This window comes from Dactylosporangium sp. CS-033363 (assembly GCF_050942475.1).
GTDB lineage: Bacteria > Actinomycetota > Actinomycetes > Mycobacteriales > Micromonosporaceae > Dactylosporangium.
This window is the reverse complement of the sequence record NZ_CP192032.1, coordinates 6,579,147-6,598,654: the sequence shown is the minus strand read 5'-3', so window position 1 is coordinate 6,598,654 and position 19,508 is coordinate 6,579,147. Positions and strand designations below refer to the sequence as shown.

The 19,508-nt window shown below is 75.1% G+C and carries 20 protein-coding genes; 9 read left to right on the top strand and 11 right to left on the bottom strand.

From position 1 onward, the window contains the following. The first annotated feature begins 52 nt into the window (after positions 1–52). Positions 53–757, top strand: a complete 705-nt coding sequence (locus tag ACQPZ4_RS30490; protein ID WP_433042859.1) for an ABC transporter ATP-binding protein — start codon at positions 53–55, stop codon at positions 755–757. Continuing rightward, entirely contained in the window at positions 754–1,461 is a 708-nt protein-coding gene (locus ACQPZ4_RS30485; RefSeq protein WP_433042856.1) for a response regulator transcription factor, read from the top strand. The genes ACQPZ4_RS30490 and ACQPZ4_RS30485 overlap by 4 nt, the downstream gene beginning before the upstream one ends. On the opposite strand, the gene ACQPZ4_RS30480 is transcribed toward ACQPZ4_RS30485, so the two are convergent. Continuing rightward, positions 1,397–2,722, bottom strand: coding sequence for a sensor histidine kinase (locus tag ACQPZ4_RS30480; protein WP_433042853.1), 1,326 nt, complete (start codon positions 2,720–2,722; stop codon positions 1,397–1,399). The two genes, ACQPZ4_RS30485 and ACQPZ4_RS30480, sit on opposite strands and share 65 nt — an antisense overlap. 88 nt (positions 2,723–2,810) lie before the next feature. On the opposite strand from ACQPZ4_RS30480, the gene ACQPZ4_RS30475 reads away from it, so the two are divergent. The 5 genes from ACQPZ4_RS30475 to ACQPZ4_RS30455 are packed head-to-tail and all read left to right on the top strand — an operon-like array spanning position 2,811 to position 8,271. Further along, positions 2,811–3,341, top strand: coding sequence for a hypothetical protein (locus ACQPZ4_RS30475; protein WP_433042851.1), 531 nt, complete (start codon positions 2,811–2,813; stop codon positions 3,339–3,341). Next, entirely contained in the window at positions 3,329–4,003 is a 675-nt protein-coding gene (locus ACQPZ4_RS30470; protein WP_433042848.1) for an ABC transporter ATP-binding protein, read from the top strand. Before ACQPZ4_RS30475 ends, ACQPZ4_RS30470 begins: the two co-directional genes overlap by 13 nt. Further along, positions 3,996–4,640 (top strand): ABC transporter ATP-binding protein, encoded by a 645-nt coding sequence (locus ACQPZ4_RS30465; protein WP_433042845.1) that lies wholly within the window; start codon positions 3,996–3,998, stop codon positions 4,638–4,640. The genes ACQPZ4_RS30470 and ACQPZ4_RS30465 overlap by 8 nt, the downstream gene beginning before the upstream one ends. Next, on the top strand, positions 4,640–7,237 hold the full coding sequence (locus ACQPZ4_RS30460; protein ID WP_433042842.1) for an ABC transporter permease: 2,598 nt from the start codon (positions 4,640–4,642) through the stop codon (positions 7,235–7,237). The genes ACQPZ4_RS30465 and ACQPZ4_RS30460 overlap by 1 nt, the downstream gene beginning before the upstream one ends. 17 nt (positions 7,238–7,254) lie before the next feature. Continuing rightward, a complete protein-coding gene (locus tag ACQPZ4_RS30455) occupies positions 7,255–8,271 on the top strand; it encodes a serine hydrolase domain-containing protein (RefSeq protein ID WP_433042839.1) in 1,017 nt (338 codons plus the stop codon). Here the strand turns inward: ACQPZ4_RS30455 and ACQPZ4_RS30450 are convergent. Genes ACQPZ4_RS30450 through ACQPZ4_RS30425 form a run of 6 tightly spaced genes read right to left on the bottom strand, consistent with a single transcriptional unit; the run spans position 8,268 to position 13,827 of the window. Further along, complete coding sequence (locus ACQPZ4_RS30450; protein WP_433042836.1) at positions 8,268–9,920, bottom strand: carbohydrate-binding domain-containing protein; 1,653 nt, start codon at positions 9,918–9,920, stop codon at positions 8,268–8,270. The two genes, ACQPZ4_RS30455 and ACQPZ4_RS30450, sit on opposite strands and share 4 nt — an antisense overlap. Continuing rightward, positions 9,917–10,633, bottom strand: a complete 717-nt coding sequence (locus ACQPZ4_RS30445) for a polyphosphate polymerase domain-containing protein (protein WP_433042833.1) — start codon at positions 10,631–10,633, stop codon at positions 9,917–9,919. Before ACQPZ4_RS30445 ends, ACQPZ4_RS30450 begins: the two co-directional genes overlap by 4 nt. Next, complete coding sequence (locus ACQPZ4_RS30440; RefSeq protein ID WP_433042830.1) at positions 10,630–11,178, bottom strand: DUF4956 domain-containing protein; 549 nt, start codon at positions 11,176–11,178, stop codon at positions 10,630–10,632. The genes ACQPZ4_RS30445 and ACQPZ4_RS30440 overlap by 4 nt, the downstream gene beginning before the upstream one ends. Positions 11,179–11,214: 36 nt before the next feature. Next, on the bottom strand, positions 11,215–11,937 hold the full coding sequence (locus ACQPZ4_RS30435) for a glycosyltransferase family 2 protein (RefSeq protein ID WP_433042827.1): 723 nt from the start codon (positions 11,935–11,937) through the stop codon (positions 11,215–11,217). Positions 11,938–11,941: 4 nt separating this feature from the next. Then, positions 11,942–12,889, bottom strand: a complete 948-nt coding sequence (locus tag ACQPZ4_RS30430) for a phosphodiester glycosidase family protein (protein ID WP_433042824.1) — start codon at positions 12,887–12,889, stop codon at positions 11,942–11,944. A gap of 56 nt (positions 12,890–12,945) precedes the next feature. Further along, positions 12,946–13,827, bottom strand: a complete 882-nt coding sequence (locus ACQPZ4_RS30425) for an undecaprenyl-diphosphate phosphatase (RefSeq protein WP_433042821.1) — start codon at positions 13,825–13,827, stop codon at positions 12,946–12,948. 82 nt (positions 13,828–13,909) lie between these two features. On the opposite strand from ACQPZ4_RS30425, the gene ACQPZ4_RS30420 reads away from it, so the two are divergent. Both ACQPZ4_RS30420 and ACQPZ4_RS30415 read left to right on the top strand, forming a co-directional pair. Beyond that, positions 13,910–15,268 (top strand): sensor histidine kinase, encoded by a 1,359-nt coding sequence (locus tag ACQPZ4_RS30420; protein ID WP_433042818.1) that lies wholly within the window; start codon positions 13,910–13,912, stop codon positions 15,266–15,268. Between the two features lie 132 nt (positions 15,269–15,400). Next, complete coding sequence (locus ACQPZ4_RS30415) at positions 15,401–16,012, top strand: hypothetical protein (RefSeq protein WP_433042815.1); 612 nt, start codon at positions 15,401–15,403, stop codon at positions 16,010–16,012. Between the two features lie 10 nt (positions 16,013–16,022). Here the strand turns inward: ACQPZ4_RS30415 and ACQPZ4_RS30410 are convergent, their stop codons facing one another. The 4 genes from ACQPZ4_RS30410 to ACQPZ4_RS30395 form a co-directional block, all read right to left on the bottom strand. Beyond that, a complete protein-coding gene (locus tag ACQPZ4_RS30410; protein ID WP_433042812.1) occupies positions 16,023–16,517 on the bottom strand; it encodes a hypothetical protein in 495 nt (164 codons plus the stop codon). 76 nt (positions 16,518–16,593) lie between these two features. Next, a complete protein-coding gene (locus ACQPZ4_RS30405) occupies positions 16,594–17,787 on the bottom strand; it encodes an ABC transporter permease (protein WP_433042809.1) in 1,194 nt (397 codons plus the stop codon). Beyond that, positions 17,777–18,823 (bottom strand): peptidoglycan-binding protein, encoded by a 1,047-nt coding sequence (locus ACQPZ4_RS30400; RefSeq protein ID WP_433042806.1) that lies wholly within the window; start codon positions 18,821–18,823, stop codon positions 17,777–17,779. The genes ACQPZ4_RS30405 and ACQPZ4_RS30400 overlap by 11 nt, the downstream gene beginning before the upstream one ends. Continuing rightward, positions 18,820–19,500 (bottom strand): ABC transporter ATP-binding protein, encoded by a 681-nt coding sequence (locus ACQPZ4_RS30395; RefSeq protein ID WP_433042803.1) that lies wholly within the window; start codon positions 19,498–19,500, stop codon positions 18,820–18,822. Before ACQPZ4_RS30395 ends, ACQPZ4_RS30400 begins: the two co-directional genes overlap by 4 nt. Between the last annotated feature and the right edge of the window lie 8 nt (positions 19,501–19,508).

Genomic DNA, 19,508 nt, shown 5'->3' with positions numbered 1-19,508 from the left:
GTCACCGCGCAGATCGACGCGCGGGAACGCCTCGCGCGCATAGCGTCCGGGCATGAGCGTGATCGAGGCCCGTGACGTCGCCCGGTCGTACGGCCCGGCCCCGGCCCTGCGCGGCGCGAACGTCGCAGTGGCGGCCGGCGAGATCCTGGCCGTGACCGGTCCCAGCGGTTCCGGCAAGTCCACGTTGCTGCTCTGCCTGTCCGGCATCCTCATCCCCGACCGGGGCGAGGTCCGCTACGCCGGTCGCCGGCTCGACACCGTGCGCGAGCCGGGCCGGACCACCCTGCGGCGCACGGCGTTCGGGTTCGTGTTCCAGGCCGGGCAGCTGGTGCCCGAGCTGACCGTCGCCGACAACGTCGCCCTGCCGCTGCTGCTGAACCGGGTCCCGCGGGCCGAGGCGTTCGCGGCCGCGGCGGGCTGGCTGCGGCGGCTCGGGCTGGGCGGGCTCGGCGGGCGCCGGGCGGGCGAGCTGTCCGGCGGGCAGGCGCAGCGGGTCGCCGTCGCGCGGGCCCTGGCGATCCGGCCCCGGGTGCTGTTCGCCGACGAGCCCACCGGGTCGCTGGACGCGCACACAGGTCAGGCCGTGATGGACCTGCTCGTCGGGCTGGCCCGGGAGGACGGCGTCACCGTGCTGCTCGTCACCCACGACCGGCACGTGGCCGGGTACGCCGACCGGCACGTCGAAGTCCGCGACGGCCTCGTGTACGCGGACACGGAGGCTCCGGCCGGTCCGGGTGGCGCTACGATCGGCGGGTGAGCGGCCCGGCGGTGCTGGTGGTGGAGGACGACGCCGACATCGGCCAGGAACTGGTGCAGGCACTGGGAGCCGGCGGCTACCGGGCGACGCTGGCGGTCAGCGGGTCCGAGGCGCTGCAGGCGGTACCGGAGCAGGCCTTTGACCTGATCCTGCTGGATCTCGGGCTGCCGGACCTCGACGGGGTCACGGTGTGCCGGCGGCTGCGCGCACAGGCGGCCGGGGCGGTCATCGTGGTGCTCACCGCGCGCACGGCCGAGCTCGACGTGGTCGTCGCGCTGGACGCCGGGGCCGACGACTACCTGACCAAACCGTTCCGGCTCACCGAGCTCCTCGCCCGGCTGCGGGCCCATCTGCGGCGGCAGCCCGCGCACCCGGGCGGCACCGCCGTCGCGGTCGGGCGGCTCACCCTCGACGTCGCCGCGCGGCGGGCGGGCGTCGGCGGGCGGGAACTGGCGCTGCGGCCGAAGGAGTTCGACCTGCTCGCCGTGCTCGCGGCCCGGGCCGGCGAGGTCGTCACCCGCGAGGACCTCATGGCACAGGTGTGGGACGAGCACTGGTTCGGCCCGACGAAGACGCTCGACGTGCACGTCAGCGTCCTGCGCCGCAAGCTGGCCGAGGCCGGCGAGGACCCGGCCCGGATCACGACGGTCCGGGGCCGGGGCTATCGGTACGAGACGGCTCCGCCGCCGCCAGCAGCAGGCTGAAGACCGGGCGCGGGGCCGCGCGGCGCACGACCAGCCTGCCCCCCTCGGCCTCGGCCAGGCTGCGGGCCAGCGACAGGCCGATGCCGCCGACGCGGCGGGCGAACGCGCGCTCCGGGTCGCCGCCGAAGCCCGGTCCCTCGTCGCCGACCTCGATCGACACGCCGGCGGCGAGGTCGGCCACGGCGACGGTGGCCGTGCCGGCGCCGTGCCGCAGCGCGTTGGTGAGCAGGACGTCGAGGATCTGGCGGACGGCGGCGTTGCTCGCGTGCACCGGCGGCAGCGGCGGCGGGTCCGGCAGGTCCAGCCGGCGGCCGCGGGCCGCGAACTCGCCGTGCCAGCGCTCCCGGACGCCGGTCAGCAGGCCCGCGACGTCGAGCGGCTCGGCGCTGACGTGCGTGTCGCGGGCCAGGTCGAACAGTTCCTCGACGGTCTCGTGCAGCTGCTCGGCCCGGCGCAGGGCGCTCTGGGCCGCCGCCCGCAGCCGGTCCCGGTTGGCCCGCGGGTCGCGCAGCGCCGACTCCAGGGCCAGCAGCAGCGCCGTCAGCGGCGTGCGGAGCTGGTGCGACACGTCGGCCGAGAACGCCCGCTCGCGGTCCAGCACGGTGCCGAGCCGGCGGGCGGTCGCCTCGAGCGCCCGCCCGGCCGCGTCGGCCTCCTCGAGGTCGGAGGGCGCGGCGCGGATGGTGAAGTCGCCGTCGCCCAGGGCCCGGGCGCTGGCGGTGAGCTCCTGCAGCGGGCGGGCGATGCGGGCCGCCTGCCGCCGGGCCAGCAGGGCCGCGAGGCCGACCACCAGCAGGCCGGACGCCGCCATCAGGCCCCAGGCGCGCACGGTGCGCCACTGCACGATGCGGTACGGCTCGGCGGCCCGCACGGCGAGCGTGACCCCGCCGTCGGACGGCACCGGGGCCACGACCGCCAGCTGGCCGTCCTCGATCGCGTGGTGCAGGTGCGCGTCGGCGGCCGCGGCGGCGACCAGGGAACGCTCCGGGCCGCCGTGGGCGAGGCGGACGCCGTCGACCCGGTACACGCCGACCGTCACCGACGCGGGCAGGTCGGGCGGGAGCTCGACGGTGCTGCCGTCGGTACCGAAGGAATCGGACACGGTCGCCGCGACCCGTGCCGCGTCCCGTTGCAGGGCGATCACCGCCTCGCTGTCGTAGCCGGCGGCCAGCGCGTAGCCCAGCGGCAGGGCGAACAGCGCGACCGCACCGGCGGCCACGCCGACGATCGACGCCCGGATCCGGGCCCGCAAGGTCGTCACGGCCCCGATCCTGGCCCGCCGAAGGTAAGCGCAGGCTTAACGCGCAGCGGAGCCGGCGCTAACCCGCCTGCTCGTAGCGTCCCGGGGCATGCGTGCACACCTGCTCGTCGCGACCGCCGCCCTGAGTGCCGCCCTGGCCGGCTGCGGCAGTTCCGGCTCGGGCCCGGACACCAGCCCCGCGGGCGACATCCCCGACAACACGGCGTTCGTGGCGTTCACGGCCGCGGACGGGAAGTACCAGATCAAGGTCCCGGAGGGCTGGCAGCGCAGCGAGTCGGGCGCCGTGGTCACGTTCACCGACAAGCTCAACGCGATCCGGGTGCAGACCGCGCCCGCGGCCGCCGCGCCGACCGTCGACGCCGCGAAGGCGGCGGTGCCCGGCGTTTCGCCGGAGCGGGCCGAGACGGTGCAGCGAAAAGCCGGTTCCGCGGTACTGCTGGTGTACCGCGCCGACAGCGCCCCCGACCCGGTGACGGGCAAGGTCGTGCCCAACGAGGTCGAGCGGTACGCGTTCTGGAAGGGCGGCACCGAGGCGACGGTGACCCTCAGCGGGCCGGTCGGGGCCGACAACGTGGACCCCTGGCGCACCGTGACCGACTCGTTCACGTGGCTGTCGTGACCGCCGCGATCGAGGCCGTCGAGCTGTACCGCTTCTACCGCGCCGGCGACGAGGAGACCCTGGCGCTGCGCGGGGTGAGCATCCGGGTCTTCGCGGGGGAACTGGTCGCGGTCGTCGGCCCGTCCGGCTCCGGCAAGTCGACGCTGCTGGCCTGCCTCGCCGGGCTCGACGAGCCGGACGGCGGCCAGGTCCGCGTCGGCGACGTCCGGCTGAGCCACCGCCCCGAACGGGAGCGGGCCGCGCTGCGGGCGCGCAGCATCGGCATGCTGTTCCAGTCGGAGAACCTGCTGCCGCACCTGACCGTCGCCGGGAACGTCGACCTCGTGCAGCACCTGGCGGGCCGGGTCGACCGGCCCTTCCGCGACCGGCTGCTCGGCGAGCTCGGGCTGGCGGACCGGGCCGGCGTGCCCGCGGGCCGGCTGTCGGGCGGCGAGACCGCCCGGGCCGGGCTCGCCGTCGCCCTGGCCGCCGAACCCGCCGTGGTCCTGGCCGACGAGCCGACCGGCGAGCTCGACGACACCACCGAGCTGCGCGTCCTGGAGCTGCTGCGCGAGCGCGCCGACACCGGCGTGGCCGTCCTCGTGGTCTCGCACAGCCCGGCGGTCGCCGCCGTCGCCGAGCGCCGCATCGAGCTGGTCGACGGGCGGGTCCGCGGTGACTGACGAACTCGCGCGGTGCGTGGGCGTGAGCCGGACGTACGGCGCCGGCCCGTCCGCGGTCGTCGCGCTGCACTCGGTCGACTGCGTCGTCCGCCCGGCCGACCGCATCGCGCTGATGGGCCGCTCCGGATCGGGCAAGTCGACGCTGCTGCATCTGCTCGCCGGCCTCGACGAGCCCACCACCGGCGTCATCCGCCGGCCGGACCGCGGCGAGGTCGGGGTCGTCTTCCAGGGCCCGAGCCTGCTCGCGCCCCTCGACGTCGCCGAGAACGTCGCGCTGCCGCTGCTGCTGGCGGGCATCCGCCCGGCCGAGGCCGGGGTGCGCGCCGCGGCGGCCCTGCGCCGGGCCGGCGTCGCCGACCTCGCGGCGCAGCTGCCCGAGGAGCTGTCCGGCGGCCAGGCCCAGCGGGTCGCCGTCGCCCGGGTGCTGGCCGGCTCGCCGCGGCTCATCCTGGCCGACGAGCCGACCGGGCAGCTCGACGCCGACCACCGCGACCAGGTGGTGGCGCTGCTGCTGGACGCGGCCGACGAGCTGGACGCCGGGCTGGTCGTGGCGACCCACGACGCCCGCGTCGCCGACCGGTTCCCGCAGCGCTGGGTGATGGACAACGGCAGCCTCCGGGAGGTGGAGCACCCGTGATGACCACGTGGATCCGCGGGATGGTCCGGCACCGGGCCCCGCGCCTGGCCGCGACCGCGGGCGGCATCGCGATCGCGGTGGCGCTCATCGCCACGCTCGGCGTGTTCCTCGGCAACGCCCGGGCCACGATGACCCAGCGGGCCATCGCCCGGGTCGCGGTCGACTGGCAGGTCGAGGTGCAGCCGGGCGCCGACCCCGCCGCCGTCGAGGCCGCCGTGCGGGCCGCGCCCGGGCTCGACACCGTCCTGCCCGTCGGCTACGCGACCAGCCCGGCCCTGACCTCGGCGGCCGGCGGCACCGCGCAGTCCACGGGCGCGGCCCGGGTGCTCGGCCTGCCGGACGGGTACGCCACCGCGTTCCCCGGCGAGCTGCGCACGCTCGCCGGGGCCGGCACGGGCGTGCTGGTGGCCCAGCAGACCGCGGCCAACCTGCACGCCGCGCCCGGCAGCCAGATCGCCGTGCAGCGTCCCGGCCTGCCCGACGCCACCGTCACCGTCGACGGCGTCGTGGACCTGCCGGCCATCGACTCGCTCTTCCAGGCCGTCGGCGCGCCGGCCGGCGCCCAGCCGCAGGCCCCGCCGGACAACGTCCTGCTGCTGCCGGCCGGCCGCTGGCACGCGCTGTTCGACCCGCTCGCGGCGGCCCGGCCCGACCTGGTGCGCACCCAGCTGCACAGCCGGATCGCCCACGACCTGCCGCCCGACCCGGCGGAGGCGTACACGGCGGTCACGGCCGCCGCCCACCACCTCGAGGCCGACCTCGCCGGGGCCGGCCTGGTCGGCGACAACCTCGGCGCCACCCTGGCCGCCGCGCGCGCCGACGCCCGCTACGCCGACCTGCTGTTCCTGTTCCTCGGCCTCCCGGGCGCGGTGGTCGCCGCGCTGCTGACCGCCGCGGTGACCGCGGCCGGCGCCGCCCGCCGCCGCCGCGAACAGGCGCTGCTGCGCGCCCGCGGGGCCACCGCCCGGCAGGTGCTGCGGCTGGCGGTCGCCGAGGCCGCCGTGGTGGGCGTCGCCGGCGCCGCGCTGGGCCTGGCCGCCACCGCGCGGGCGCTCACCGCCTGGTCGGCCGGTGCGGCCGGTGCGGGCCTGCTCGTCGCGGTGCTGACCGTCGTGCTGCCGACCTGGCGCGACCTGTCCCGGACCAGCGTCGCCACCGCGCGCCGCCCGACCGGCCGCGACCGCCGGGCCCCGGCCTGGATGCGCGCCGGCCTCGACCTCCTGCTGCTGGCCGGCGCCGCGACGATCGTGCTGGCCGCGAGCCGGGGCGGCTACCAGCTGGTCCTGGCGCCCGAGGGGGTGCCGCAGATCTCCGTCGACTACTGGGCGCTGGCCGCCCCGGCGCTGCTGTGGGCGGGCGGCGGGCTGCTGGCCTGGCGGCTCGCGTACCTGCTGCTGGTGCCGGGCCGCCGGCTCACCGCCCGCCTGCTGCGGCCCCTCGCGGGAACGCTCTCCGGGACCGCGGCCGCCACGCTGGCCCGAGGGCACCGGCAGGCCGCCCGCACCATCGTGTTCATCGCCCTGGCCGGCGCCTTCGCGGCCTCCACGGCGGTGTTCGCGGCGACGTACCGCCACCAGGCCGGCGTCGACGCGCAGCTCACCAACGGCGCGGACGTCACCGTCACCCGGCCGGACGGCGTCGCCGCGAACGCCGCGGACGGCGTCCCCGGGGTGGCGGCGGCCGAGCCGATGGTCCACCGGTTCGCCTACGTCGGCTCCGACCTGCAGGACATGTACGGCATCGACGCCCGCACCATCGGCCGGCACGTCGCGCTCCAGGACTCGTACTTCACCGGCGGCACCGCCCCGCAGCTGCTCGACCGGCTCGCCCAGAGCCCCGACGCGGTGCTCGTCAGCGCCGAGACGGTCAAGGACTTCCAGCTCAGCCCCGGCGACACGCTGAAGCTGCGGCTGCCCGGCGCGCACGGCGGCCGGCCGGTCGCGGTCCAGTTCCACTACGCGGGCGTCGTCAAGGAGTTCCCGACCGCCCCGACCGACAGCTTCCTCGTCGCCAACGCGGGCTACCTCGCCCAGCAGACCGGCGACGCCCCGAACACCCTGCTGGTCACCGCGGCCGCCGGCGCCCGCCCGGCCGACGTCGCCACCCGCCTGCAGGCCCGGCTCGGCCCCGGCACCCAGGTCACCGACATCGACTCGGCCCGCCGGATCGTCGGGTCGAGCCTGTCGGCGGTGGACCTGTCGGCCCTCGCGAACGTCGAGCTCGGGTTCGCCCTCGCGCTCATCGCGGCGACCGCGGGGCTGCTGCTGGTGCTCGGCTTCGCCGAACGCCGCCGGACGTTCGCGCTGGCGACCGCGCTGGGCGCGCGGCCCCGGCAGCTGGCCGGGCTCGTGTGGGCCGAGGTCGCGGTGGTGGGTGCGTGCGGGCTGCTGTTCGGGGCGCTGCTGGGGGCGGCGCTGTCGCGGATGCTCGCCGCCCTGCTGACCGGGGTGTTCGACCCGCCGCCGGACCGGCTGACCCTGCCCTGGCCGTACCTGCTCGCCGGGCTGGGACTGAGCGTGGCCTGCCTGGCCGCGGCCGGGGCGGCGACGGTGGTCGCGGGGCGGCGTCCGGCGCTCACCGTGCTGCGCGACCTGTGAGGTGCTATAGCTGGGTCATGACCCTCCAGCAGCGGGTCCAGGAGGCCGCCGACGAGCTGGTGGCCTCCGGGGCCGAGACGGGCCTGCAGGTCGCCGTCCACCACCGGGGCAGCCGGGTCGTCGACGTCGTGGCCGGCGGCGCGGCCCCGGAGACGTTGTTCTTCAGCTTCTCCGCGGCCAAGGGCGTCACGTCGGCGATCGCCCATCTGCTGGTCGGCAGGGGCCTGCTCGGGTACGACACGCCGGTGGCGGAGGTCTGGCCGGAGTTCGGGGCGCGGGGGAAGGAGACCGCGACCCTGCGCCACGTGCTGACCCACACGGCCGGCGTGCCCGCGCTGCCCGGCGGACCGGGGCCGGCCGACCTGGCCGACTGGCCGCGGGTCTGCGCGGCGATCGCCGGTGCGGAACCACAGTGGCAACCCGGCTCTCGTACCGGCTATCACTCCTACACCTTCGGCTTCCTCGTCGGCGAGATCGCGCGCCGGGTCACCGGGCAACCGATGCGGCGGCTGCTGCACGAGTGGATCGCCGAGCCGCTCGGGATCGCCGGCGAGGTGTACTTCGGCGTGCCCGCGGGCGACCTGAACCGCCTCGCGCGGCTGGAGGACGCCGGGGCGGTACCGCCGCCGCAGTCCTGGGAGTGGCGGCCCAGCGCGGCGCTGGGCAACGACCCCGGCTTCCTGCGGGCCGACATCCCGTCGGTGGGCACGTTCACCGCGCGGGGCCTCGCGACGGTGTACGCGGCGATGCTCGACGGCCGGCTCGTCACCGCGGACCGGTTGGCGGAGCTGTCCCGGGTGGCGTTCGAGGGTACCGACGCGGTCTTCGGCAATCCCGCGCGACTGGCCCTGGGCTATCCGCTCGGCCGGATCGGCGCCCCGGCGGAGGAGGCGCCGACCGCGTTCGGCTGGCCCGGCGGCGGGGGCAGCTACGCCTTCGCCGATCCCGCCACCGGGACGTCGTTCGCGGTGACGAAGAACCGCCTCACGCCCGACTTCGCCACCGCGCAACGCCTGTCCGGCCTCGTGCCCTAACGACGCCCGCCACCGAAGCCGCCGCCTCCGGCCGGGGCCTGTCCCGCGGTGACCGCGGAGGTCGAGGAGCCGGCCGTGACCGTGTACTGCGTCCCGCTCGTGATCTTCGCGCTCGAGTAGACGAGGTTCTGGATCGCCTTCGTGGTCGTCACGGTCGCGATCTCGGTGCCGTCCGCGGCCGTGATGCGGATCGCGGTGCCGGCGGCGACGGTGCCGCTGAAGGTGGCCGACAGCCAGCCCTGGGCCGAGTCGGTCGCCGGGGCCACGGCCATCCCCGCGCTGCCGGTCGCGACCAGTTCGCCGCCGCTGATGGTGAACGAGCCGTTCACGTCCAGCGCGCCGTTGCCGCTGCGGGTCGGGCCGTTGACGACGACCGTGCCGCCGGTGATCTCGGCGGTGCCGTTGGAGTCGAAGCCGTCGCCCTCCGCGTCGATGGTCAGCGTGCCGCCGGTGATGGTCGCCTTGTACGGCCCGACCTGCTCGCCGCCGCCGCGCCCGCCGCCCTGGTTCTGGCCGGCCGTGTCCGTGGTCGCGTTGCCCGAGGCGTTGAGGCCGTCGTCGCTGGAGACGATCGTGGTGTCGCCGCCGCTGACGGTGATGTCGGCCGACTCGATGCCCTCGTAGGAGCGGGTGACGTGGACCGTGCCGGCGTCGATCAGCAGCGCATTCTCGGCGTGCACGCCGTCGTCGCCGGCCGACAGGGTGAGCGCGGCGCCGTGCAGGTGGACGGCCCCGTCGCTGTGCACGGCGTCGTCGGTCGCGGTGACGGTGATCGTCCCGCCCTCGAGGACCGTGACGACGCCGGACTTCAGGCCCTTCTTGGAGGTGTCCGCATTGCTGCTGCCGGCGTCGACCGTCACCGTCCCGCCGGTCACGACGAGGTCCGTGGCCGCGGACACGCCGTCGCCGCCGGCGGTGATGCCGACGGTACCGCCGCGAAGGTCGACATATCCCGCATCGGCCTTCTCGTCGTTGTCGGCCGTGAGCCCGTCCCCGCCCGCCGTGACGGTGATCGCGCCGCCGGTGACGACCAGGGCATCCTTGCCGCGAATGCCGTCGTCGGCCGCGGTCACCTCGATGGTACCGCCGGTGATGGTCAGGTCGTCCTTGCCCGTGATGCCGTCGTTGCCGTTGCCGTGCACCACGAGCGTGCCGGTGCCGCCGATGGTGAGGTCGGCCGCGCTGTACAGGGCGGCGTTGACGTCCGCGTCCTCGGCGTAGCTGCTCGTGTCGGACAGCGTGTTCGTGCTGCCGTCGGCGAGCACGACCGCGACCTCGCCGGCGGCCGTGACGGCGATCGCGGCGCTGGTCGTGCTGGTGATGGTGACGTTGTCAAGTAAAAGCGTGACGTCGGCGTCACCCGCGTCGACGACGACCTGGCCGTCGATGGTCCCGGTGAGCCGGTAGGTGCCGGCCTCGCTGATGGTGACGGTGCCCTGGGTGGCGGTGATCGTCTTGGCGCCGGCCGTGCTCAAGGTGGCGGCGTCGGCGTTCGAGTTGGCCGCCCGTACCGCCGCCGCGTCCTGTTGCACGTCCACAGTGGACGCCGCCGCGGAGGCCGTCGAGGACGTCGTGGTCGACGCCGGCTTCGAGGTGCAGCCGGCCAGCAGGACGGCGGACAGGACAACGGCGAGGAACTGCTGCTTCATCGGGACTCCTGATCGGGGAAGTGCCGGCGCAGCACCGGCAGCCAGCGGTTGGCGGGCAGGTCGGGGCGCAGCGCGGCGAGCCCGGTGCCGTACTTCGACATCGCGCACGGCCGGTGCCCCAGCCGCCACAGCAGCCGGTCCACCTCGCCGGCCCCGTGCGCGGACTTCGTCTCCACAATGGACCGTCCGGGCAGGGCGAGCGTCCCGCCGCCGGGCAGCGCGAAGGTGAGCCCGGTGTCGATGGTGACCCGGCTCGCGGACGCCGGCAGGAAGAGCGTGACCCGCTCGTACCAGGTGGTCAGGGCCGGCGTCAGCACCACCCCGCGGCCGATCGTCGCGTGCACGAACCGGCCGACCTCGTCGCCCCCGGCGTACGGCGTGCGGTGCTTGACCGTCACGCCGCGCGGTCCGGGGGTCTTCACCTCCGTGAACCGGTCGCCGGAGTCGAGGTAGGTGCGGACCCGGACCTTGAACCGGTGCCGCCGGCGGTGCGCGGCGCCCAGGTACGCGTCCAGCCGGGGCGTGTCGAGGTAGACGGAGTGGTACCCGAACCGCTGCCGCCCGCCGATCTGCAGCACCCGGGTGTCGGCCGGCAGCCGCTCCAGCAGGCCCGGCAGGGCGTCCTCGGCGAGCACGTACTTGCGGTCGACCCGCGTGGTGAGCGCCGCCCGCGCCTGCAGCTCCTCCAGGCAGATCGGCGCCAGGACGCTCACGCCACACCCGCGCGGAACCGAACATCGACGAGGGTCGTGTCGTTCACCGTGTCGATGTGGCGGACGGTCACGTGCAGCACCCGGCCGCCGAGGTCCGCCTCGACCCGCTTGCGCAGCGCCGCCTCGTCGGTGAGGGCCTGGTCGAGCAGCATGGTCTGCTGGCGGTACCGGCCGAACAGCGCCGGGTGGTCGCCCACGAACAGCGCCGCCACGACCAGCGCCATCAGCCCGGCGGTGACCCCGTCGACGCCGCCGTTGAGCCCGGCCAGCAGCCCCAGCGCGAGCGCCGCGAAGTAGTACGCGATCTCGTGCTGCGCGATCTCGCTGGAGCGCAGCCGGATGATCGACAGCACCCCGAACAGCCCGAGCCCGAGCCCCGCGCCGACCGAGGTCGAGCCGAGCACCATGGCCGTGGCCAGCACGCCCACGTTGATGCCGAGGAACGCGGCCACCAGGTCGCGGCGGTGGTGGCGCGGGAAGTAGACCCCGAACGTCAGCACGGCGATGGCGACCAGGTCGACGCCGATGATCAAGAGTTTGTCCACGGTTAGTCCTTCGGCTGCGGTTCACGTTCTGTTCATCTAGATGGATCGAGCTGTGGGCCGCCTGGGAACCACCTGTCGCCCACCGGTGAACGCGAAGCGCACGAGCGGGCCGTAGACGCGCATCGAGTCGGCGAGCGGACGGAAGTGCGAGCCGGCGTTGTCGCGCACATAGACCGTTTCGATCGGCACCTGTTCGACCGGATGTCCGCACCGAACCGCGAAGAGCAGCGCGCGCATCTCGTACTCGAACCGCGCACCGGGCACCGCCAGCAGCCAGGGGAGCAGGGCCGGCGGGTACCCGCGCAGGCCGGTCTGGGTGTCGCCGACCCGGCGGCCGGTGAGCGACGTGAACAGCGCGCTGGTGAGCGCATTGCCGATCCGGCTGCGCGCGGGCACCCGGCCGGTGAACCGGCGCACCCCGAGCACCGTCCGCCCGGTTCGTTCGACCATGTTCGCGACGGCCAGGATGTCGTCGGGCCGGTGCTGCCCGTCGGCGTCGGCGCACACGACCGCGCGGCCGGGATGGAGGCTCGTGGCGTACCGGAAACCGGTTTTGAGCGCTTCGCCCTTGCCCTTGTTGACCGGATGGGTGAGCACCGTGCAGCCCAGGATCCGCGCGGCCGCGAACACCCGCCGGTAGGCCGGGCCGCTGCCGTCGTCCACCACGACGAGCGGGGCGCCGGGGGCGGCGGAGCGCAGGTCGGCGAGCAGCTCGACGAGGCGGTGGTCCGGCTCGTAGGCCGGGATCAGCGCGAGCACGGCGTCACCGCTCGATGTACAGGATGTCGGAGGTGCCCCGCTCGGTGCCCTTGCCCAGCGGGTTGTTCACCACCTCGCCGTCGAAGACCATCGTGGACGACCCGCCGCCGTCGATGTTGTAGGCGGTCTTCGCGCCCAGCTGCTGCATCAGCTGGGCGAGGCCGGTCATCGTGACGCCGGCGCTGTACCCGGGACTGCGGCCGTCGACGACGACGAAGATCAGGTGGTTGGCGTCGACGACCCCGACGGCGGTGCGCGGCTGGGCGCCCTGGATCGAGTGGTTGCCGAAGTTGGTGTCGACCTCCACGTCGTCGATCCCGTCGGGTATCGCGCCGTCCACCAGCACGGCGGGCCCGAACGACAGCGTGTTCCACACCCCGTCGGCGAGCAGTTGCCGGGCGGTGGTGGCCGTCTCGTCGTACACCTCGACATGCCCGTCCCGATAGAACGCGAGCCCCTGCCGCGCCCCGGCGTCGCGATAGATGACGCCGTCCCGGATTTCGATGCCGGTGTCACGGAACCCGTAGTAGTCGCCGTTGATCGCGAACACGGCGCCGTTGCCGGCCGCGATGGCGGAGGTGTTCTCGACGATGTTGGCGCCGAACGCGTTGTCCGCGAACGCCGAGCGCAGCCGGGTCGCGTCGCCGAGCATGACATCGGCCACGAAATAGGTGACGGTCGCCGCGCCGCTGCCGGTCGTGTGCTTCGACACCGTGACGGTGGCGTCGGAGGAGGTGTAGGTGGAGCCCACGACGGTACCGTCACCGGGGCTGCCGGCCCCGCCGCCGTCCTGCGCGGCCTCGTACGCGTCGACGTCGGCGATCTGCACATGGTCGACGACGTACCGGTCGAGGGCCCACGCCGACCCGCCGCCGGCCGCGAGCACGAGCGCGGTGACGCCGGCGACGAACGCGCGGCCGATGCGGCTCTTCGGGAACCTCAAACGCTTCATGCATCGTGGGTACGGTCCGAACGTGCGCGCCCGTTGTGAACAACCTGGGAACCGGCTCAGCGCAAGGTCAGCCAGCCCAGGCTCAGCAGGCCCGCGCCGATGCAGTACCAGGCGAACGGGGTCAGGGTGCGGTGCTCGAAGTACCGGGTCAGGAAGCGCACCGCGAGGTAGGCGGCGGCGAACGAGGCCACGCTGCCCGCGAGGACCTGGCCGTGGATACCGGCGCCGAGCGGGCCGAACAGGTCCGGGAGCTTCAGCACGCCGGCGGCGAGGATGACCGGGGTGGCGAGCAGGAACGAGAACCGGGCCGCGTCCTCGTGGGACAGGCCCTTGAGCAGGCCGGCGCCCATCGTGGCGCCCGAGCGGCTGATGCCCGGCAGCAGGGCCAGGACCTGGGCGGAGCCGATCTGCAGCGCGCGGGAGAACGTCCCGGACGCCAGGCGCTCGTCGGGGTCGCCCGCCGTGCGGTCCTGGACGGGGGCCCGGCGGCGCAGGCGCTCGGCACCGAGCAGGACGAGCCCGTTGAGGGTGAGGAAGACCGCCGCGGGCACCGGCCGGCCCAGGACGGTGCGGAACGTGTGTTCCAGCAGGAGACCGGTGATGCCGACGGGGATGGTGGCCACGACGATCATCCACGCCAGGCGCTCTTCCGGGGTCACGATCCGCCGGTACCGCACCGACGACGCGAACCCGCCCAGAATCCGCACCCAGTCCCGCCAGAAGAACACCAGCAGCGCCAGCGCGGTGGCCACGTGCAGGCCGACCACGAAGGCGAGGTAGGGCGACTCGGGCGCGGACACGCTCAGGTCGCGGGCCCAGCGGCCGCCGAGGAGCGCCGGGAGCAGGACGCTGTGGCCCAGGCTCGACACCGGGAACAGCTCGGTGACGCCCTGCAGGAGGCCGACGACGATCGCCTCCGGATAGGTCAACTGGTGCATGGGGCGCCATGCTGGCGGCCCGATCCTGAGAACACCTTGAAACTCAGGCCCCGTTCAGGTTCCCGGCCGTAGCGTTCGGTGCGTGCGGAGATACGCGGAGCGGATACGGCAGCGGCTCGGGGTGCGGATGCGCTCCGCGCTGGCCGCGTCCGCGGTGGTGGCCATCGCCTCGGTGCTCACCGGCGTCGCGTTCGTCATCGCCGCGCGGCTCATCCTGACCGGGAACGTGGACCAGAGCGCCGGCGACCGCGCGGCCCAGATCGCCGGGGCGCTGGGCGACGAGGAGGCGCTGACGGCGGTGATCCAGCCGTCGCTGCGCGACCGGACGGTGGTGCAGGTGCTCGGCGCGGACGGCACGGTCCTGCGCTCCTCGACGCTGCTCACCGGGGCCCAGCCGATCTCGCCGCTGCGCCCGGCGGCGGGGGAGACCCGGCGGGAGCAGCGGCGGCTGGCGGCGCCGCACGACGAGTACTTCCGGATCACCGCGCTCGGCGTGTCGACCGCGGCCGGGCCCCGCACGGTGCTGGTCGGCCAGTCCCTCGACGAGATCAACGACGGGACCGAGGCGGCGGTCGGCGCCCTCGCCGTCGGGCTGCCGCTGCTCACGGTGATCGTGGGGGTGGCGACGTTCCTGTTCGTGGGGCGCTCGCTGCGGCCGGTCGACGCGATGCGCCGCCAGGCGGAGACGATCAGCGGGCGGAATCTGCATGCGCGGCTGCCGGTACCGCCGACCGCCGACGAGATCGCCGCACTGGCGAACACCATGAACGGCATGCTGGACCGCATCGAGGCGGCCACGGCGGCCCAGCGCCGGTTCGTCGCCGACGCCTCGCACGAGCTGCGCAGCCCGCTGTCGACCGTCCTGACCGGCCTGGACCTGCTCGGCGACGGCCCGCACGTGGTGCGGATGCGCCGCGAGAGCGACCGCATGGCCCGCCTCATCGCCGACCTGCTGCTGCTCGCCCGGGTCGACGAGAAGGGCCTGCAGCTGCGGCACGAGGACGTCGACCTGGACGACCTCGTGTACCTGGAGCGCGAGCGCCTGGCCGCCGACCACCCCGGCCTGAAGGTGACCGCGCGGACGGCCCCGGTGCGGGTGAGCGGCGACCCGCACCACCTGCAGCGCGTGCTGCGCAACCTCGTGGACAACGCGGCCCGCTACGCGAAGAACACGGTGGAGGTGACGCTGGAGGCTCAGGGCGGTACCGCGGAGATCGTGGTTGCCGACGACGGCCCGGGCATCGCCGCCGAGGATCGCGTCCGCGTCTTCGACCGCTTCGTCCGCCTCGACGAGGACCGCTCCCGCGCCGGCGGCGGCACGGGGCTCGGCCTGCCGATCGCCCGCGACATCGCCACCGCCCACGGCGGCACCCTGACCGTCGAGGAGTCCCCGGCCGGCGGCGCCCTGCTGCGGCTGCGCCTGCCGCTCACCGACGCATAAGAGCCGGCTAAGAATCGCCGGTGCCAGCTCCACGGCAGGTCCTTGGCAGCCTTCACCCAGCTTCGCCACCGAGTCTGGAAATCACGAAAGCGCAGGTAAAGCGGCCTGCGCGGGGGATGGGAGCGAAGACACGTGTCGAGCAAGCACATCAAGCGCATCGGCTTCGCGGCGGCGGGCCTGACGGCGACCGGCATCATGGTGTTCGGCGCCGCCCAGCTGGCCAGCGCCGAGACGACGGCGCCCTCGCCGAGCGCCTCGTCCAGCACCGGCCCGCACGACGGCGGCCGCGGCGGTGGCGGCGCGAACGACACCGCGGTGACGGGCGACGAGCTGGCGAAGGTGACGGCGGCGATGCAGGCGAAGGACTCGTCGGTGTCGGTGACGGCGGTCCGCAAGGACCCGGACGGCTCGTACGACGTCCTCGGCACGAAGGACGGCGCCAAGGTCTTCTACGACGTGAGCGCCGACCTGAAGACGTTCACCCTCAACGCCGGCGGCGGCAAGGGCGGCCACGGCGGCGGCGGTGGCAGGGGCGGGTCCAACGACACCGCGGTGACGGGTGACGAGCTGGCGAAGGTGACGGCGGCGATGAAGGCCAAGGACTCGTCGGTGTCGGTGACGGGCGTGCGCAAGGACCCGGACGGTTCCTACGACGTGCTCGGCACGAAGGACGGGGCGAAGGTCTTCTACGACGTCAGCTCCGACCTCAAGACCTTCACCCAGCACACCCGCACCGGCAAGTAGCTCGGTCCGGTCAGCCCGCGGCCTTGGTGGCGCGGGCGCCGGGGCCCGGGTCGACCTGGATCGGGCCGGGCTCCAGGTGCCGGCAGGCCTCGTCGGCGCGCCGCCAGGCCGGGTCGTCGTCCGTCGGGGCCGTGGCGGGGCGGAAGGTGCCGTCGCTGTCCGGGTCGGGCCAGTCCGGCAGGCCGTTGGTGCGCACGCACGCGGCCCACGCGCGCAGTTTGGCCATCTCGTCGACGCCGACCGGGCGCTGGGTGCGGGCCGGGATGGCGCCGATCCGGGCGAACTGCTCCTGGCACTCCGCGGCCGGCTGCTTCACCAGGCCGTTGACCGACGCGGGGAAGCCCCACTGGCCGTCCCGCTCGACCGGGTCGGGGAAATCGGGGAAACCGTTGGCGCGCATGCATTGCGCGGCGGCGGCCCACGGTTCGCGGGCCGAGTCCGGGGCGGGCCGGCCGGCTCCGCAGCCGGCCAGCAGCGCGACGATGACGAGCATTCCGATTCGCATGCTTCGACGGTCGCCGTCCGGGGCCGCGATCGCGACCCCCGAAGGAGCGGGCCGGGCGGCCACCATTTGGGGGAGCTCAGGCGGTGCGGAGCGCCTCCGTCGGCGGCAGGTGCGCGGCCCGCAGCGCCGGATAGAGGCCCGCCGCGGCACCGGCCACCACCGATACCAGCAGGCCGCCGTAGAGCGCCTCGGGCGGGATCAGGACCGTCCAGCCGCGCGACATCGCCATGCCCGCGGTGACCGCCGCGCCGACCGCGATGCCCGCGACCCCGCCCAGCGTGGCCAGCAGCAGCGACTCGGTCAGGAACTGGGCCGCGACGTGGGCGCGGGCGGCGCCGAGGGCCCGGCGCAGGCCGATCTCGGTACGCCGCTCCAGCACGGCGATCACCATCACGTTGGCGATGCCGATCGCGCCGACGAGCAGGGCGATCGCGCCCAGGCCCAGCATCAGGACGGCCCCGGACCGCCGCACCCGCAGCTGGGCGGTGAGGGCGTCCGACGGGCGGCTCACCGACACCTCCGACGGGTGCTCGGGGTTGGCCGCGGGCGCGAGCAGACCGGCCACCTCCGCGGTGTACTCCGTCTGCGCCCGCACGTAGATGCGACTCGGATGGCCGTCGTACCCGAGCAGGTGCCCGGCCGAGCCGAACGAGACGAGCGCGGACTGGTCGAGCTCCGGGGCGTACGGGAACGGCTGGAGGATGCCGACCACCGTGTACCAGTGCCCGCCGAGCCACACGCGGTCGGAGCCGGTGGCGCCGGTGATGCCGAGCGTCGTCGCGGCGTCGTACCCGAGGACGGTCACCGGGGCGTCGTCGTCGCCGAGGAACCGCCCGGCCAGCAGCGCGCCGTCCAGCGTGGTGAGCAGGGTGGCGTCGGCGGCCCGCACCGAGCGCCCGCCGGAGCGCGCGGCCTTGACCCGGTCGTTGCGGTACACGTTGGTGCCGGGCAGTTTCGCCGTCGGCGCCACCGCCTGGACGTGCGGCACCTGGCCGATCATGGCGGTCGCGGTGTCCGGCAGCAGCTGCTCGCCGCCGGCCGCGTCGGTGCCGTTGACCACGGTGAGCAGGTTGGTGCCGAGCCGGTCGAGCTGGGCCAGCAGCGCGCCCTGGCTGGACCTGGTGACGCCGAGCATGGCGACGAGCGAGGCGATCCCGATCGCGATGCCCAGGCCGGACAGCAGCGCGCGCATCCGCCGGGCCCGCAGGCCGAGCGACGCCGTCGGCAGCAGATCCCGGACGGACAGCGTGCTGCGCGGCTCAGGCGTCACGGGGAACCTGCACCTGTTGCCCCTCGAGCAGCCCGGTGATCTCGACGGTGCCGGCGAGGTCGTCGAACAGCCCGGTGCGCACCGGCACCCGCCGCGTGCCCGTGCCGTCGCCCACGATGACCTCGTACCGGCCGGCGCCGGCGGCGTTCAGGGCGGTGATCGGTACCGTCAGCACGTCCGGATGGGTGGCCCGGACGACCCAGACCTGCACGCCCGCCTGGTCGACGAACCCGCTCGCCGCGCCGTCGAGGCGGATGGTGACGGCCACCGTGCTCGGCGCCGCGCCGTCGCCGGGGGTCGTGGCGCCGATCGCGGCGACCCGGCCGGGCCGGTTGGTCGCGTCCGGCAGCGTCACCACGACGGGGTCGCCGGCCTTGATCCAGGCGAGCTGCTGCGTCGAGGCGTTGACGGTGACCGCTGGCTCGGTGCCGGTCGCGTGCTCGACCGGCACGCCCGGCTCGACGCGGGCGCCGGGCTCGAGGTCGCGGCCGCTGACCCGGATCGCGCCGGGCGTGAACGTGACCGCCCCCAGCGGCAGCGCGCCCGTCACCGCCGTACGGGTCGCCTGCTGCCAGCGCCGGACGGCGGCGGCGGTGGCGCCGGTGAACGTCTGGTCCACCGTCAGCCCGGCGCCGAAGCCCAGGTCGCGCAGGTTGCGTTCGAGCTGCTCGACGTCGGCGCCGTCGGACATCCCGAGGGCGAGGTCGCGCCACGCGGGACGGTCGCCGTAGAGCAGGGTCACGCGCCGGCCGTCGACCTCGTAGGCGGCCTCGCCGGCCCGCACGACGGTGCCGATCGGCGGCAGCCAGGTCAGGGTGCCGGCAACGGCGCCGGACACGACGAGCGAGCCGGCGTAGCCGAGCGAGCCGTTGACGAACTGGCGCTCGGCGACGGTCGCGCGGGTGACCTCGGCGGTCGTGGTGCGCACCGGTGCCGGAGCGGGTTGTCCCGGCGGATGGGGCAGCCGCTCGAACGCCAGCAGCCCGGCCACGCCGAGCAGCCCGACGCCGGCCGCGACCTTCGCGGCGCGGTTCAAGGCCGCCGCCCGTGGTCGACCAGCCGGCCGTCGCGCATCACGACCCGGCGCCGGCACGCGTCGGCGACCGCGGCCTCGTGCGTGATGATGACCATCGCGGTGCCGTCGTCGTTCAGCTCGGCCAGCAGGGTCATGATGTCGCGGCTCGTGGCCGAGTCGAGGTTGCCCGTCGGCTCGTCGGCGAACACGATCGCCGGGCGGCCGACCACCGCCCGCGCGATCGCGACCCGCTGGCGCTCCCCGCCGGACAGCTTGGTGACCCGATGGCGGATGCGGTGCCCGAGGCCGACCCGCCGCAGCGCCGCCTCGGCCAGCGCGCGCCGCTGCCCGGCCGGCACGCCGCGGTAGAGCAGGCCGGTGGCCACGTTGTCGACCGCGTCGAGCGACTCCAGCAGGAGGAACTGCTGGAACACCACGCCGACCCGGTGCGCCCGGACCCCGGCGAGCCGCCGGTCGGTGAGTCCCTCGACCGGCCGGCCGTCGATGAGCACCGAGCCCGCCGTCGGCCGGTCCAGCGTCGCCATCAGGTTGAGCAGGGTCGACTTCCCCGATCCGGAGGCGCCGGAGATGGCCAGCAGGTCGCCCGGCCCGACGGTCAGGTCGACGCCGCGCACGGACTCGACCGGCGGCTCACCCGGGTAGGTCTTGCGCACGCCCCGCAGTTCGAGGATCGCCATGGCCTCAC

What these genes read in the sequence shown, in the direction of transcription:
- ACQPZ4_RS30490 (WP_433042859.1), top strand. Translation starts at nt 53, where the DNA reads ATGAGCGTGATCGAGGCCCGTGACGTCGCCCGGTCGTACGGCCCGGCC.
- ACQPZ4_RS30475 (WP_433042851.1), top strand. Translation starts at nt 2,811, where the DNA reads ATGCGTGCACACCTGCTCGTCGCGACCGCCGCCCTGAGTGCCGCCCTG.
- ACQPZ4_RS30460 (WP_433042842.1), top strand. Translation starts at nt 4,640, where the DNA reads ATGACCACGTGGATCCGCGGGATGGTCCGGCACCGGGCCCCGCGCCTG.
- ACQPZ4_RS30455 (WP_433042839.1), top strand. Translation starts at nt 7,255, where the DNA reads ATGACCCTCCAGCAGCGGGTCCAGGAGGCCGCCGACGAGCTGGTGGCC.
- ACQPZ4_RS30450 (WP_433042836.1), bottom strand. Translation starts at nt 9,920, where the DNA reads ATGAAGCAGCAGTTCCTCGCCGTTGTCCTGTCCGCCGTCCTGCTGGCC.
- ACQPZ4_RS30430 (WP_433042824.1), bottom strand. Translation starts at nt 12,889, where the DNA reads ATGAAGCGTTTGAGGTTCCCGAAGAGCCGCATCGGCCGCGCGTTCGTC.
- ACQPZ4_RS30425 (WP_433042821.1), bottom strand. Translation starts at nt 13,827, where the DNA reads ATGCACCAGTTGACCTATCCGGAGGCGATCGTCGTCGGCCTCCTGCAG.
- ACQPZ4_RS30410 (WP_433042812.1), bottom strand. Translation starts at nt 16,517, where the DNA reads ATGCGAATCGGAATGCTCGTCATCGTCGCGCTGCTGGCCGGCTGCGGA.
- ACQPZ4_RS30395 (WP_433042803.1), bottom strand. Translation starts at nt 19,500, where the DNA reads ATGGCGATCCTCGAACTGCGGGGCGTGCGCAAGACCTACCCGGGTGAG.